The sequence below is a fragment of the Nocardiopsis sp. CNZ308 genome (assembly GCF_004217075.1).
Map to the genome: position 1 here is coordinate 4,594,659 of NZ_SHKJ01000001.1, position 13,637 is coordinate 4,608,295.

13 protein-coding genes are annotated in these 13,637 nt (G+C 73.4%); 2 read left to right on the forward strand and 11 right to left on the reverse strand.

Translation table 11 applies throughout. From position 1 onward, the window contains the following. Positions 1 to 107 precede the first annotated feature (107 nt). Positions 108 to 923, forward strand: coding sequence for an SAM-dependent methyltransferase (locus EV372_RS19775; RefSeq protein WP_130397197.1), 816 nt, complete (start codon positions 108 to 110; stop codon positions 921 to 923). A gap of 201 nt (positions 924 to 1,124) precedes the next feature. Here EV372_RS19775 and EV372_RS29480 read toward each other — a convergent pair whose 3' ends face one another. The 5 genes from EV372_RS29480 to EV372_RS19800 form a co-directional block, all read right to left on the reverse strand. Next, positions 1,125 to 1,253 carry a hypothetical protein gene (locus EV372_RS29480; RefSeq protein ID WP_275101186.1) on the reverse strand — a complete coding sequence of 43 codons (129 nt, stop codon included), beginning with the start codon at positions 1,251 to 1,253 and terminating at the stop codon, positions 1,125 to 1,127. Between the two features lie 34 nt (positions 1,254 to 1,287). Then, the gene (locus EV372_RS19785; RefSeq protein ID WP_130397198.1) at positions 1,288 to 2,193 is read right to left on the reverse strand and encodes a carbohydrate ABC transporter permease; all 906 of its coding nucleotides are present in this window, start codon (positions 2,191 to 2,193) and stop codon (positions 1,288 to 1,290) included. 1 nt (position 2,194) lies between these two features. Then, positions 2,195 to 3,136: a carbohydrate ABC transporter permease gene (locus tag EV372_RS19790; protein WP_130397199.1), complete on the reverse strand. Its 942-nt coding sequence runs from the start codon at positions 3,134 to 3,136 to the stop codon at positions 2,195 to 2,197. Further along, positions 3,133 to 4,488 carry an extracellular solute-binding protein gene (locus tag EV372_RS19795; RefSeq protein ID WP_130397200.1) on the reverse strand — a complete coding sequence of 452 codons (1,356 nt, stop codon included), beginning with the start codon at positions 4,486 to 4,488 and terminating at the stop codon, positions 3,133 to 3,135. The genes EV372_RS19790 and EV372_RS19795 overlap by 4 nt, the downstream gene beginning before the upstream one ends. A 68-nt stretch (positions 4,489 to 4,556) precedes the next feature. Continuing rightward, positions 4,557 to 6,401, reverse strand: coding sequence for a sugar-binding domain-containing protein (locus EV372_RS19800; RefSeq protein ID WP_130397201.1), 1,845 nt, complete (start codon positions 6,399 to 6,401; stop codon positions 4,557 to 4,559). Positions 6,402 to 6,590: 189 nt separating this feature from the next. On the opposite strand from EV372_RS19800, the gene EV372_RS19805 reads away from it, so the two are divergent. Then, positions 6,591 to 7,643 (forward strand): LacI family DNA-binding transcriptional regulator, encoded by a 1,053-nt coding sequence (locus EV372_RS19805; RefSeq protein WP_130397202.1) that lies wholly within the window; start codon positions 6,591 to 6,593, stop codon positions 7,641 to 7,643. A gap of 42 nt (positions 7,644 to 7,685) precedes the next feature. Here the strand turns inward: EV372_RS19805 and EV372_RS19810 are convergent, their stop codons facing one another. From EV372_RS19810 to EV372_RS19835, 6 genes are all read right to left on the reverse strand, one after another. Further along, positions 7,686 to 8,405 carry a class I SAM-dependent methyltransferase gene (locus EV372_RS19810; RefSeq protein ID WP_130397203.1) on the reverse strand — a complete coding sequence of 240 codons (720 nt, stop codon included), beginning with the start codon at positions 8,403 to 8,405 and terminating at the stop codon, positions 7,686 to 7,688. 139 nt (positions 8,406 to 8,544) lie between these two features. Continuing rightward, complete coding sequence (locus tag EV372_RS19815; protein WP_130397204.1) at positions 8,545 to 10,851, reverse strand: phosphodiester glycosidase family protein; 2,307 nt, start codon at positions 10,849 to 10,851, stop codon at positions 8,545 to 8,547. Positions 10,852 to 11,059: 208 nt separating this feature from the next. Beyond that, positions 11,060 to 11,239 (reverse strand): carboxymuconolactone decarboxylase family protein, encoded by a 180-nt coding sequence (locus EV372_RS19820; protein ID WP_486484003.1) that lies wholly within the window; start codon positions 11,237 to 11,239, stop codon positions 11,060 to 11,062. A 49-nt stretch (positions 11,240 to 11,288) separates the two neighbouring features. Then, entirely contained in the window at positions 11,289 to 11,684 is a 396-nt protein-coding gene (locus EV372_RS19825; RefSeq protein WP_130397205.1) for a GNAT family N-acetyltransferase, read from the reverse strand. Between the two features lie 168 nt (positions 11,685 to 11,852). Next, a complete protein-coding gene (locus EV372_RS19830; protein ID WP_130397206.1) occupies positions 11,853 to 12,956 on the reverse strand; it encodes an LLM class flavin-dependent oxidoreductase in 1,104 nt (367 codons plus the stop codon). A gap of 177 nt (positions 12,957 to 13,133) precedes the next feature. Further along, positions 13,134 to 13,601, reverse strand: a complete 468-nt coding sequence (locus tag EV372_RS19835; RefSeq protein ID WP_130397207.1) for a MarR family winged helix-turn-helix transcriptional regulator — start codon at positions 13,599 to 13,601, stop codon at positions 13,134 to 13,136. Positions 13,602 to 13,637: the final 36 nt, after the last annotated feature.

The following is a 13,637-nucleotide window of genomic DNA, read 5'->3' on the forward strand; positions in this document are numbered from 1 at the left end:
AGCATCGACGCGAGCAGTTTCCCCGACCACGGCGGTATTCCGGCTCCGTGGGCACCGGGGGCTGCGTTCCGTGACGTCCGCCCCCGTCTATCGAGGTAGATGCCCAGATGACCGACGATGCGTCCACTCCCGCCTCCGCCGAACGCCCGCCGCGGATCGACACCACCCGGACCCACTCGGCCCGGATCTGGAACTACTGGATGGGCGGCAAGGACAACTACCCGATCGACCGGGAGGCGGGCGACGCGGTCGCCGCGGGCTTCCCCGAGATCGTGGACCTGGCCCGCACCAGCCGGGAGTTCCTGATCCGCGTCGTGACCCACCTGGCGGGCGAGGCGGGCATCCGCCAGTTCCTCGACATCGGCACCGGCATGCCCACCGCCAACAACACCCACGAGGTCGCCCAGACGATCGCCCCGGAGGCCCGCGTGGTCTACGTGGACAACGACCCCCTCGTGCTCGCGCACGCCCGCGCGCTGCTGGTCGGCACCCCCGAGGGGGTCACCGACTACATCGACGCCGACCTGCGCGACCCCGACGCGATCCTGGAGCGGGCCGCCCAGACCCTGGACTTCGACCAGCCCATCGCGCTCATGCTCATGGGCGTCCTGGGCCACGTGCCCGACGACGAGGTCCTGCCCGTCGTGCGCCGCCTGGTGGACGCGCTGCCCCCGGGCAGCTACCTGGCGAGCTACGACGGCACCAACACCAGCGAGGCCTACAACGAGGCCATCGAGGTGGGCAACAAGCAGGGTGCGGTCCCCTACCTCCTGCGCAGCCCGGAGGAGGTCGCCGCCCGCTTCGAGGGCCTGGAGCTCCTGGAGCCGGGCGTGGTCCCCTGCCCCCTGTGGCGCCCGGCTCCCATCGAGGTCGGCTCCCGGCGCGGCATGGACCAGTACGGCGGCGTGGCCCGCAAGCCCTGACGCCGCGCGGACGCCCGCCGCCGCCCGCGAACCCCCGCGCCGCGTGCGTGCCCGCCGCCGGTACCGGGTGGTGGAGGCGCCCGGGGCGGGCGGCCCCGCTCGCGCGCGGGGCCGCTGGTGCTCGGATACCGCGGCCCCGCCGCCGCACACGGTGCACGCCGGATCCGCCCGGGGCCGGGCCGCGGGCGGATCCGGCCGCGCTCAGGGCGCGGGGTAGACCTCCGCGCGGTCGATGGTGACGATGGCACCGCTGGACTCGGCGGGCCCGTCACCGGTGGCCGTGACGGTCAGGGTGTGCTCGCCGGGGCCGGGTTCGGGGCTCAGGTACACGCGCTGCTCCCCGACCCGGCGCGCGGACCGGTCCTCACTGGCCGCCCAGACCCGTCGTGGCGACGCTGTTGACGATCTGGCGCTGGAACAGCATGAACACGACCACCATCGGCGCCGCCGCCACCATCGACGCCGCCAGCTGCGAGGCGTAGAAGGTGCCGTAGGAGTCCAGGATGTTGGGGATGCCCACGGGCAGCGTCATCAGGGCCGGGTCGGTCGTGATGATGAACGGCCACAGGTAGTTGTTCCAGGCGGTGATGAACACGAAGATCGACGCCGCCGCCAGGATGGGCCGCGACAGCGGCATGATCACCGTGGTGAACAGCCGCCAGTAGGAGGCCCCGTCCATGCGGGCCGCCTCGTCCAGCTCGCGCGGCACCGCGTCGAAGAACCGCTTGAGCACGAACACGATGACCGGCGCCACCAGCTGCGGCAGGATCACCGCCGCGTAGGTGTCCACCAGGCCCAGCGACACCATCTGCTGGAACAGCGGCACGATGAGCAGCTGCGGCGGGACCACGATCGCCGCCACCGTGAGGGCCATCAGCGCCGCGCGGCCCCGGAAGTCCATGCGCGACATCGCGAAGGCCGCCGGGGCCGCCACCGCGATCGTGAGCAGGGTGACCAGCACGGCGACGACCAGGCTGTTGAACAGCCACATCTGCACGTTCCCGGCCTCGAACAGGTTGCGGTACTGCTCCAGGGTGAACCCGCTCCCGGGGACCAGGGTCGGCGGCAGCGCGACCGCGTCCCCCTCGGTCTTGAACGAGGTGACCAGCGCCCACACCACGGGGGCCAGCCACAGCACCGCGAGGACCGCCAGCGCCGACACCGCGGCGATCCGCGGTCCGCGGCCCCCTCCCAGCATCAGGTCGCGCTGCCTTGCGCGGTCCAGGGCCGCCTCGGCCCGCCGCGTCGAACGCATGCTCCGCGTCGCCATGTCAGACCCTTCTCCGCGCGCTGATCCACAACTGGAAGGCGGCCACGCCCAGGACGAGCGCCAGGAACAGGTAGGAGACGGCGGCGCCGTACCCGAACCGGTAGCCGGTGAAGCCCACGTCGTAGATGTAGAGCAGCAGCGAGCGGGTCGCCTCGCCCGGGCCGCCCCCGGTGAGCAGGTAGATCTGGTCGAAGACCTTCAACGAGGCCAGCACCTGCAACAGCAGGACGACCACGGTGGTGCCCCGCAGCTGGGGGAGGGTGACGTGGCGCAGGCGGGCCCCCGCCCCCGCCCCGTCCAGCGCGGCGGCCTCGTACAGGTGGCCGGGGATCGACTGGAGGGCGGCCAGGTACAGCAGGAAGTTGAACCCGACCGTCCACCACACCGTGGTCAGCGCCACCGACCACATCGCCACGCCCTCGTCGGTCAGCCAGCCCAGGCCCTCCATCCCCAGCAGCCCCAGCGCGTGGTTGAGCAGGCCGAAGTCCTCCACGTACAGGAACTTCCACACCAGCGCCACGGTGGCCACCGGCAGCAGGAACGGCAGGAAGAACGACAGCCGCCACAGCCACTGCCCGGGAAGCCCGGTGTGCACCAGGACCGCCATGGCCAGCGCGACCACCACCAGGGGGACGGTGGTGACGAGGGTGAACAGGACGGTGTTGCCCAGGGTCCGCCACACCATCGGGTCGCCCAGCGCCTCGGCGTAGTTGCCCAGCCCGACGAACGCGCCGCCCGCCCCGTTGAGGGCGGTGTCGGTGAGGCTCATCCACAGGCCGCTCACCAGCGGCCAGGCCAGGAACAGCGCGTACACCAGGAGGAAGGGCAGCAGGAACGCCAGGGGCGAGTCCGCCGGGCGCCGCCACAGCCGCCGCGCGCCGCCGGGGCCGCCCGGCGGGGAGCCCGCGCGGGCGCGGGCGGGGGCTTGGGTGGTCACGCTCATTCCAAGCCTCCCGGGTTGGTGCGGGCGGCCCAGGAGTCCAGGGTCCGGCCCAGGTGCTCCACCGCCGCCTCGGGCCCGTCGCCGGTCAGGGCCGTGCGCAGCGCCTCGCTCACATCGGAGTGGAACCGCGATCCGGCCCCGGCGAACCACACCTCGGGGTCGAGCACGGGGGTCTCGCCGGCGGCGGCGTAGTCCGACTGCGGGTCCAGCGCCAGGTACTCCGGCGACTGGGCGATCGGCGAGTAGGCCGGGATGTGGCCCGCCTCGCCCCAGATCAGGCTGTTGCGCACCATGAGCGCCACGAACTCGTGGGCGGCGCGCACCCGTGCGGGGTCGGGGTCGCCCTGGCGGGGCAGCACGAAGGCGTGGGAGTCGGCGTACCCGCCGGGCCGGTCGAAGACCGTGGGGAAGGGGGCCGCCCCCAGGTTCTCCACGTGTTCCGACAGGTAGGGCAGCTCCCACTCCCCGCACACGAGCATCGCCGAGCGTCCCGAGGCGAAGGCCGCCAGGGCGGTGGGGTAGTCCAGGTTCGGCTCCGACGTCCGGCCGTCGAGCAGCTCGGCGAGGAAGGAGTACACGCGCAGCGCCGCGTCGCGGTCGAACACCGCCGGTCCGCCCTCGGGCAGCTCCATGGACGCGCCGGTCTGGTCGTACAGCATCCAGAACAGCCGCCACCCCTGGGAGTCGTCGTTGACGTGCCCGTAGGAGACGCCGTTGCCGCCCCCGGCCTCGGCCAGCGCCCGGGAGGCCGCGAGGAACCCCTCGGGGGAGTCCATCCCGGTCAGCTTCCCGTCCCCGTCGAGCAGACCGGCCCGGTCGGCGACCCCGGTGTCGTAGAAGACGATCACCGGGTGGGTGTCCAGCGGGACGGCGTAGGTGGCGCCGTCGTGGATGCCGCGTTCCCACAGGTCGGGCACGAAGTCCCCGGCGGTGACCCCGAACTCGGCCAGCAGGTCCAGGTCGAAGGGTTCGAGCAGCCCGCCGGGGGCGTACCCGGGCAGGCGGGACAGGTGCAGCACGGCCGTCTCGGGGGCCCGGCCGCCCACGGAGGCCACCGCCAGCTTGGTGTAGTACGGCGGCCCCCAGGCCAGCGTGCTGGGGGTGACGTCCAGGTGCGGGGCCTGTTCGCGCACCGCGTCCAGCATGGTCTGCACCCGGGCGCCGTCGCCGCCCTGGAACAGGCTCCAGAACCGCACCCGCGCGGTCGGTCCTGAACCGGGGGCGGGGGCGCATCCGGCGGCGCCCAGGGCCGAGCCCAGGGCGAGGGCTCCCGTGCCCAGGAGCGCGCGGCGCCGCGAGAACGGCGGTGGAGGCCCGGTCGGCGGGCTGGGTCTGCGTGGTGGGTGCGGCATCGGCGGACTCCAAGGGGAGGGCGGGGGGTGGTGGGGGCGGTGGTCCCCGGGGCGTCCCGGGGACGCACTCACCCGGGCCGACGGTCGGCCTTCTCGTACGCGGCGGTCCTGCGCTGGGCGGCCGCGATGCGGGCGGTGTCGAGCTTGTCGCCGCGGTCGAACCGGTAGACGCCGTTGCGTTCCTGGAACACGTCGGTGAGCTGCGTGTAGCAGTAACCGAACATGTCCGGGTCCTCCAGCAGAACACCCGTCAGACCCTCGAAGCGGGTGTGGAACTCCTCCGCGGTCCTGGGGTCGTCGCCGTACCCCCACGACTGCTCGCCGCCGTCGGTGCCGGGGTCCCAGCGGATCCCGCCGAACTCGCTGCAGAAGTAGGGCTGGCCGCGGTAGGGCACCGACCAGTCGCGGCCGTCCGCGCCGCGGTTGACGTAGGGGTCGTCCTGGGCCAGGCCGCTCATCTGCTCGCGGAACGCCTCGGGGTCCTGCTCGTAGCTGTGGGAGTCGTAGACGTCGGTCTCGGGGACCCGGTGGGCGTACCCGGAGGCGTCCACCACCGGACGGGAGGGGTCGATCGCCTTGGTGGCCAGGAACATCGCGCGGGTCACGTCGTCCAGTGCGGTGAAGCGGTCGTGCAGCCGCTGGAAGGTCTCGTTGAGCGGGCACCACCCGACGACGCTGGGGTGGGAGTAGTCGCGTTCCACGGCCTCGGTCCACTGGGCCACGTAGGAGGCGTCCGGCCGCTGGTTGTCGTCGGCGGGGCCGCCGTGGGCCGCGCACCCCCAGTCGCCGAACTCGCCCCAGACCAGGTAGCCGAGCCGGTCGGCGTGGTAGAGGAAGCGCTCCTCGAAGACCTTCTGGTGCAGGCGGGCCCCGTTGAACCCGGCCCGCAGGCCCAATTCGATGTCGCGCACCAGGGCGGCGTCGTCGGGCGCGGTCATCAGCCCGTCGGGGTAGTAGCCCTGGTCCAGGACCAGGCGCTGGAACACGCGTCGGCCGTTGATCAGGATCGCCTTGCCCTGGACGGAGACCGACCGCAGGCCCGCGTAGGACCCGGCCCGGTCCACCACCCTCCCCCCGGCGTCCAGCAGTTCCAGGCGCAGCGTGTACAGGTGCGGGTCCTGCGGCGACCAGTCGCGGCGCCGATCCACCGGCACCGCCAGGGTCAGCCGGGGCGCGGTATCCAGGTCGGCGCGGGCCTCGGCGGCGGTGACCTCGCCGTCCTCGTCCTCCAGGACGGCGCGCACCCGCAGGCCCTCGCCGCTGCCGGACAGCGGCAGGAGCAGGTGGAAGGCCCCGTTGGCCAGATCCGGGGTGATGCGGGGGCGGCGCAGGTGCGTGTCGGGGACCGGTTCCATCCACACGGTCTGCCAGATCCCGGTGGTGCGCGTGTAGTGGCACCCGGTGTTGGCGTACCAGGTGGCCTGCTTGCCGCGTGCCTGGAAGCCGTGTCGGCTGTCGCGGGCGCGCACGACCACCACGGCCTCCTCACCGGGGGCCGCGACCCCGGCCAGGTCGGCGGTGAAGGGGGTGAACCCGCCGCGGTGGCGCACGACCTCCGTGCCGTTGACCCACACGGTGGTGTCGTGATCGACGGCCTGGAAGTGCAGCAGGACGCGCCGCCCCGCCCAGGCGTCGGGGACGCGGACGGTGCGCCGGTACCAGACCGCCTCCATGAAGTCGGTGTCGCCCACGCCGGACAGCTCCGACTCCGGGCAGAAGGGGACGGTGATGGTGCCGGAGAGTTCCGCGTCGCGCAGGCCCCGTTCGAGCCCGCTGTCGCCGCGGTCGACCTCGAAGTCCCAGGTGCCGTTCAGGCACAGCCAGTCGGGTCGGGTGAACTGCGGGCGCGGGTACTCGGGGCGGGGCTGGGAGGTGGGCCCGTCCCCGCGCTGCGAGCGGTGGTGCGTCGGCACGGAGGTGTTCTCCTTCTCACGGCGTCGTCCTGTGACTGGCGTCACGGCACATGTCAGCACACTTTTACATCGATGTAAATACTTCGATGCGAAGGTCAGGAGGCTCCCGAGACCGTGCGGAGGGCGGTCGGAACCGACCGGCGGGCGGCGGTGGGGCGCGGGCTAGGATGGCGCTGATCGGGGGTGGACGTGGGCACGAGGCCGCGTATCAAGGACGTCGCGCGTCAGGCCGGGGTCTCGGAGAAAACCGTTTCCAACGTTATTAACGACCACCCGCACGTCCGGCCCGCCACGCGCGCCGCCGTGGAGGCGGCCATCGACGCGCTGGGCTACCGGGTCAACCTGGCCGGACGCCACCTGCGCCGCGGCGAGACCGGCGTGATCGCGCTGGTCGTGCCCGAACTCGACCTGGGCTACTTCGCCGAACTCGCCGACCTGGTCATCCGCGAGGCCGAACGCCTCTCGCGCACCGTCCTGGTCCACCAGAGCGAGGCCCGCCGCGAGCGCGAGGAGTCCGCGCTGGAGGGGTTCGGCGCCGACTTCGTGGACGGCGTCATCCTCAGCCCGCTCGCCATGGACGACGCCGCCCTGCGCACGCACCCCTCCCGGCTGCCGGTGGTGCTCCTGGGCGAGCTGCCCCGCACGGTCCGGCACGGCCACGTGGCGATCGACAACGTGGCCGCCGCGCGGGAGGCGACCGAGCACCTGCTCGACGGCGGGCGCACCCGGATCGCGGTGGTGGGCGGTCGGCCGCCGGGCCCCTCCGGCACGGCCGAGCTGCGCACCCGCGGTTACCGCGAGGCCCTGGAGGCAAGGGGGAGGGGCTACGACCCCGCGCTGGTGCGGCCGGCCGGGCACTTCCACTGGAAGGACGGTGCGGAGCTGGCCGCCGAACTCGTCGCCGGGCCCAGGCCGCCCGACGCCCTGCTGTGCATGAACGACCTGCTGGCGCTGGGGGCGATGCGCGCGCTGCACGACGCCGGGGCGCGCGTCCCCCGGGACGTGGCGGTGGTGGGGTTCGACGACATCGCCCCCGGGCGCTACTCCGTGCCGAGCCTGACCACCGTCGCCCCGGACAAGCCGGGCCTGGCCCGCGAGGCGGTGCGGCTGCTGCTGGAGGAGGTGGAGGCCCGCCGCGGCGCTCCGGACGCCGAGCCCCGGAGGGAGGACGACCGGGCCTCGGCCAAAGTCGTCGTCGGCCACACCCTCCTCGTGAGGGAGAGCAGCGCCGTCGCGCTCTGACGCCTATCCGGCCGGTTCCCTGTCAGGGGGGAGCGGGGGCGCTCACGCCAGCGCGACGTAGACGGTGTTGGACGCGTCGTGGTCCTGCTGGGGGTTGGGGAAGTCCACGACCTCCGCGCGCGCCGTGGTGAAGATCTCCGCCAGCAGGTCGGTGAACTCCTCGTCCGGCGCGTCGTTGGACCACAGCGCGAAGACACCGCCCGGCGTGAGCAGGCGCTCGCGCAGGCGGCGCAGGCCCTGGGCCGTGTACAGACCCGCGTGACCCGGATGGAGCAGGTGGCGCGGCGAGTGGTCGATGTCCACGATCACGGCGTGGAACGGCTCCGCGCCCAGGTCGGGGGCGGGCCCCGACCCGGCGCCGACCACGGCGAAGAAGTCCCCGTGCTCCAGGCGGCAGCGGGAGTCGGAGACCAGCGCCGCACCCGAGGGGATCAGCCCCTCGCGGTGCCAGTCGATGACCTCGCCCAGGGCCTCCACCACGACGAGGGAGCCCACGCGCGGATCCTCCAGCACCGTGTGCGCGGTGTAGCCCAGGCCCAGGCCTCCCACGGCTACCCGCAGGCCGTCCGCCGCGTCGAGTTCGGCCAGGGCCAGCCGGGCCAGTTCGACCTCGGCCGCGGTGAACAGGCTCGACATCAGGAAGTCGTCGTCGAGTTTGATCTCGTAGACCTCCTTGCGGAAGAGGGGGTCGTGCCGACGCCGGAGGCTGAGCTCTCCCATGGGGGTCGCCCTCCAGTCCAGCTCCTGAAAACGGGCGCTCATCGGTCTCCCCTGCTCAACGTGGTCCGGAGGTCCTTCGTACCACGTGCCCGGAGGGGAACGGGGGGAGTAGGCGGTAGCCGGGCGGTGGAACACGGGCCCGGCGGGGTCCGTGCCGCCGCCGGGCCCGCCGCCCGGCGGGTCAGGGCTCCGTCACGGCCTCGGCGGTGAGGCCGTCCAGCACCACCTCACCGGCGTAGGCCCGGCTCGGATCCTCCTCCAACAGGTACACCCGTGAGACCGTGACCGGGTGCCCGACGTCCTCGGGCACCTCCAGGCGCACGTCGCGCCAGCCCTCCCAGTCCACGGCGGGGCCCTCCAGGGAGTGGCCGACACCGTGCGCGTCGGTGAGGCTGAGCACGAGGCGGGCACCGCTGCCGTCGCCGTGCACGCCCACCGTGAACGCGAAGGCCTGGCGGTCCAGGGCGAGCGGTTCGGGCGGGTGGGCGGCGGCGGTCCGGGTGCGGATGTCGCGGGTGAAGTCGTAGGCCAGGGCCAGACCGGGGCCGTCCCGTCCGGCCGCGGGGCGCACCTCGGCCCCGCCGCGCGCGGACCGCGCCGTCCACTCCCGCGCGTCCTCGAAGTCCGCCAGGAGCGTCGTCCGGGTGCCGACGGAGAACGGGATCCGCGTGCTCACCCCGCCCGCGGTCACCGTGAGGACGCCCGATCCCTCTGCGGTTCCCGGCCCCTCCCCGGCAGCCGTTCCCTCCCCGGCGCGCGGGCGCACCTCGAAGCCTCCGTCTCCACGGTCCACGACCTCGACCAGGTCGGGGACGGCCTCGACCCGGGCGTCCACGGGTTCGACGGGCGCCCGCCGCCCGTCCTCGGTGACCCCGGTGAGCACGAAGGAGGCGGTGTCCTCGGCGGAGGCCATGCCCAGGCGCTCAGGCGCGGCGAGGAGCGTGTCCGGGGCGGGCAGCACCTCCAGATCGACGGTGTCGCGGAGCGTCCCCGCCCGTCCCGTGACGGTCACCGGTCCGGGGTCTCCCGCGACGAACCGGGGGCCGTCGCCGTGTCCGGTGGGCGCGGACAGCTCCAGTTGGCCGGTGCGGTCGTCGGGGGAGCGGGGCGCGCCGGGCCCGGACGGCCCGAAGGCCTCGTCGTGCCCGGTGGCGGCCAGGGTGCGGTGCATGCCGGTGAACACGCGGCGGGGATCCGCCTGGGGCGGTAGGGGGGAGCCGTGTTCGGGCCGGGGTTCCAGCGCGGGCCGCAGCCACAGGCCCGAGGTCCGGGCCGAGCCCTCGGGCGCCGTGATCACCAGGCCGTCGGGGATCTCCCGGAGCTGGTCCCCGGCGCGGTTGCGCAGCACCGGGGAGACGCCCCCGGGTTCGCGCACGAGCAGGGTCGAGGACCCGCCGCCGTCCAGCTCCAGCGCCTGCTCGGCCCCGGACGCGGCGAGCAGTTCGGCGACCTCCGCGAGCGTGGACCCGGCGTGGCCGCGGTTGCGCCCGTCCGCGGTCACCACGTGCATGACCTCGCCGTCCTCGGAGAACCCGATCGCGGTACGCGGCGCGCGGGAGACGTCCTCGACGGGGACGGGTTCGCCGTCGCGCACCAGCACGTGCCGTCCGCCCACGACGACGCGGGGTTCGGCGCCCTCGGCCGTGAGGGTGTGCTCCACCTCGACCGGGTCGCCCTCGGACAGGTCGGCGATCCGCTCCGCCGCGGAGCCGCGCGCCACCAGGACCTGCTCGTCCTCGTCGATCGGGCCGCTGCCGGGGGTGCCGCTGACCCGCTCGACGGCGCCCTCGGAGATCACGGCCTCGGCGACGGCCGTGTCCCCGGGGCCGCTCCCGGGTTCGTACACCACGTGTGCGCGGGGGTGGCCGCCCCAGTCCGACGTGTACAGGCCGAGGCCGTCCGCGGGGACGGCGGAGGTGTTGAGGGCGTCGAGGCCGAGGTCCCCCGACGGCAGGGACGCGGTCCCTTCGAAGGCCACCCGGCGAACGCTGCCCCTGCCCTCGGCGTCGATGACCACGGCGTTGGCGAACCCCGGGTCGGGCGAGGTGAGCAAACGTCCGTCGCTCATCCCGGCGCCCAGGGGGGCCTGGGTCGCGCCGATGTCGAAGTAGCCGCCGTTGACCGCGGCGACCACGGTGGACCCCTCCGGGGGCTCGGCGGCGGCGACCATGTCCGCGACCGTCGCGGGGGAGGTGAGACCGCCCCCGTCCACGTACTCGACCCCGACCTCCTCGGTGAGGTCGACGGTGAGGAGGCTGGCGAACTGCTCCCCGCCGCCCCCGGTGCCGGGGACGGGACCGGAGGCGAGGTCCACCCCGGCGGCGATCCGCTCCTCCACGGCTCCGGGGATCCCGCCCACCGGCGCGGCGACGTCGGCCGTCACCCGGGACGACGGCGCGGCCAGGACCATGGGCGCGACGAGCACGGCGATGACGGGGAGGGCCGCCGAGCGGACGGGGCCCGGGGGTCTTGGGCAGGACGGGTTCACGGGGGCACCCCTTCGCGTGAGGGCTCGTCTGGGCGGTGGGTGAGGCGCCCGGTGTCCGGGCCGTGCACATCCTCCACGACGGGTGCTCTTTCCAACGGCGGTACACACCGGAGGGTGAGGACATGAACACGGGGAGAAGGGCAGAGGACCCTTCTCCCCGTGTCCGGGGCCGGCCCGTGCGGACCGGAAACGCGACCGCGGAGACGGCCTACCGCCCGAGCACCGTCAACGACTCCGCCAGTTCGAGCGCGGCCCGCTGCTCGTCGGTGAACAGCCCGGCCTCGCGCCAGGCCGACAGCACGTCCAGGGCGCCCTGCTCCACCCCCGCCTTGCGCGCCTTGGGGAGGTGGATGCTCAGGCAGGTCGGACACCCGTTGATCTGGGACACCCGGATGTTGACCAGGGGTGCTCCTTGTCGATGTAGGGGCGCTCCGCTCTCACGCGCCGTCTCCCTCGACGGTCTCCTTGACCAGGGCGAGGTCGGACGGCCTCGGCCGACGGAACCGCCCGCCCCGGGCCGTGTACTCGTCGCCGTGCTCCCGCAGGCGCTTGGCGAAGAGCGGGCACACGGGCACGACGGTGAGGTTCCTGCGGATGCTGTCGGCCAGTGCCTCGCGGACGAGCAGCCCGGCCAGGCCCCGGCCGCCGAACTCCGGTGCGACCTCGGTGTGGAAGAAGACGCGCTCGTTGGCTGCCTGGGGCGGGTCGACGAAGTCCGCGCGCCCGGCGGGGGTGCCGTCCTCCAGGCCCACGGTGTAGGCGCTGACGGCGCGTGTCCCGTCCAGCGTGACGTGGACGACGGCGCCGGTCCCGTCTGTTCGCGGCTCTGTCACGGAAGGCCTCTGGTGGGGACGGTGTTCGGCTTGGTCGGTGGCGGACGCGGCGGCGCCCCGGACCGGGTGGGGCGGACGCCGGTCGGGCCGCCCGGCGGCGGGCACGGCGGCGGCGGGTTCTCGCCGCGACTGGCACGGGAACCCGCCGTGGGGATCGGTCGTCGCGCCTCAGCCCGTCGCTGACGCGGAGGTGTTCGCGGCGGCGCGGGCGGCGAGCAGTGAGGCGTGGGTGGGGGCGTCGGGCACGTGCGCGGGCCGCCCGGCGGCGAACTCCTTGCGCAGCACCGGCACGACCTCCTCGCCGAGCAGGTCCAGCTGCTCCAGCACGGTCTTCAGGGGTGTCCCGACGCCGTCGACGTTGAACAGCTGGCGCTGGTAGTCGCCGAAGCTGTCGCGGAAGGCGAGGGTCCTGTCGATGACCTGCTGGGGGCTGCCGACGGTCAGCGGGGTCTCCTGCATGTACTCCTCCAGCGACGGTCCGCCGCCCATCAGGGGGTGGTGGTCGAAGTAGGGGCGGAACTCCCTCACCGCGTCCTGGGAGTTCTTGCGCATGAACACCTGCCCGCCCAGGCCGACGATGGCCTGCTCGGCCCTGCCGTGGCCGTAGTGCTCGAAGCGGCGGCGGTAGAGCGAGATGAGCTTCTTGGTGTGCGTGGCGGGCCAGAAGATGTTGTTGTGGAAGAAGCCGTCGCCGTAGAAGGCGGCCTGCTCGGCGATCTCGGGGCTGCGGATGGAGCCGTGCCACACGAACGGGGGCACCCCGTCCAGGGGGCGGGGGGTGGAGGTGAAGCCCTGCAGGGGGGTGCGGAACCTGCCCTCCCAGTCCACGACGTCCTCGCGCCAGAGCCGGTGCAGCAGCTGGTAGTTCTCCAGTGCCAGCGGGATGCCCTGGCGGATGTCCTGGCCGAACCAGGGGTAGACGGGGCCGGTGTTGCCGCGGCCCATCATCAGGTCCACCCGGCCGTCGGCCAGGTGCTGGAGCATGGCGAAGTCCTCGGCGATCTTGACCGGGTCGTTGGTGGTGATCAGGGTGGTGGAGGTGGACAGGAGGAGCCTGTCGGTCCTGGCCGCGATGTAGCCGAGCATCGTGGTGGGTGAGGAGGCCACGAAGGGCGGGTTGTGGTGCTCGCCGGTGGCGAAGACGTCCAGGCCGACCTCCTCGGCCTTGAGCGCGATGGTCACCATCGCCTTGACGCGCTCGGCCTCGGTCTGCGTACGGCCGGTGGTGGGGTCGGTGGTCACGTCACCGACGGTGAAGATCCCGAACTGCATCGCACCCGTCTCCCTGTTGGTCGCTGTGCCGACTGCCGTGACGAACGCGGTGCCGGGCGCGGTCGCCCCGTCGCGACATCATCGTCTTTTGTTGATGCATCAACCATAGTAGACCAAGTGGGCGTTGATCCATCAACGGAATCGGGGCGGTGCTCCCCGGGGACCCGCGCCGTCCGCTCAGTCCGGCTGCTTCTCCATGTGGTCCGAGACGCGCTGGGAGAGCCGGGCGAACGTCCTGAGCTGGTTGGGGGTCAGGGCGTCGACGAACAGGCGGCGGACGTGCTCGACGTGCAGGGGCGCCGCCTCTTCGATCGCCTGGTACCCGGCCGGGGTGGCGACGACGAACGCCCCGCGGGCGTCGTCTGGGCATTCCTCCCTGGCCACGAGCCCGCGCTTGGCCATCCGCCGGACCTGGTGGGACATCCGGCTCTTCTCCCAGTTCACCATCTTGGCCAGTTCCAGGAGGCGCATCCTCCCGTCGCTCGTCGCGGTGAGGCTGACGAGCACGGCGTAGTCGGAGGCGGACACCCCGGAGTCGTTCTGGAGGTGACGGGACAGCCGCCCGATGAGCGTCTCCTGCATGCGGATGAAGCTGTCCCAAGCGGCCTTCTCGTCCGCCTCCAGCCAACGCGGCGTCTCGTCCATGGGCGCAGTGTAACGAAGAAGTTGACACCTCATCCA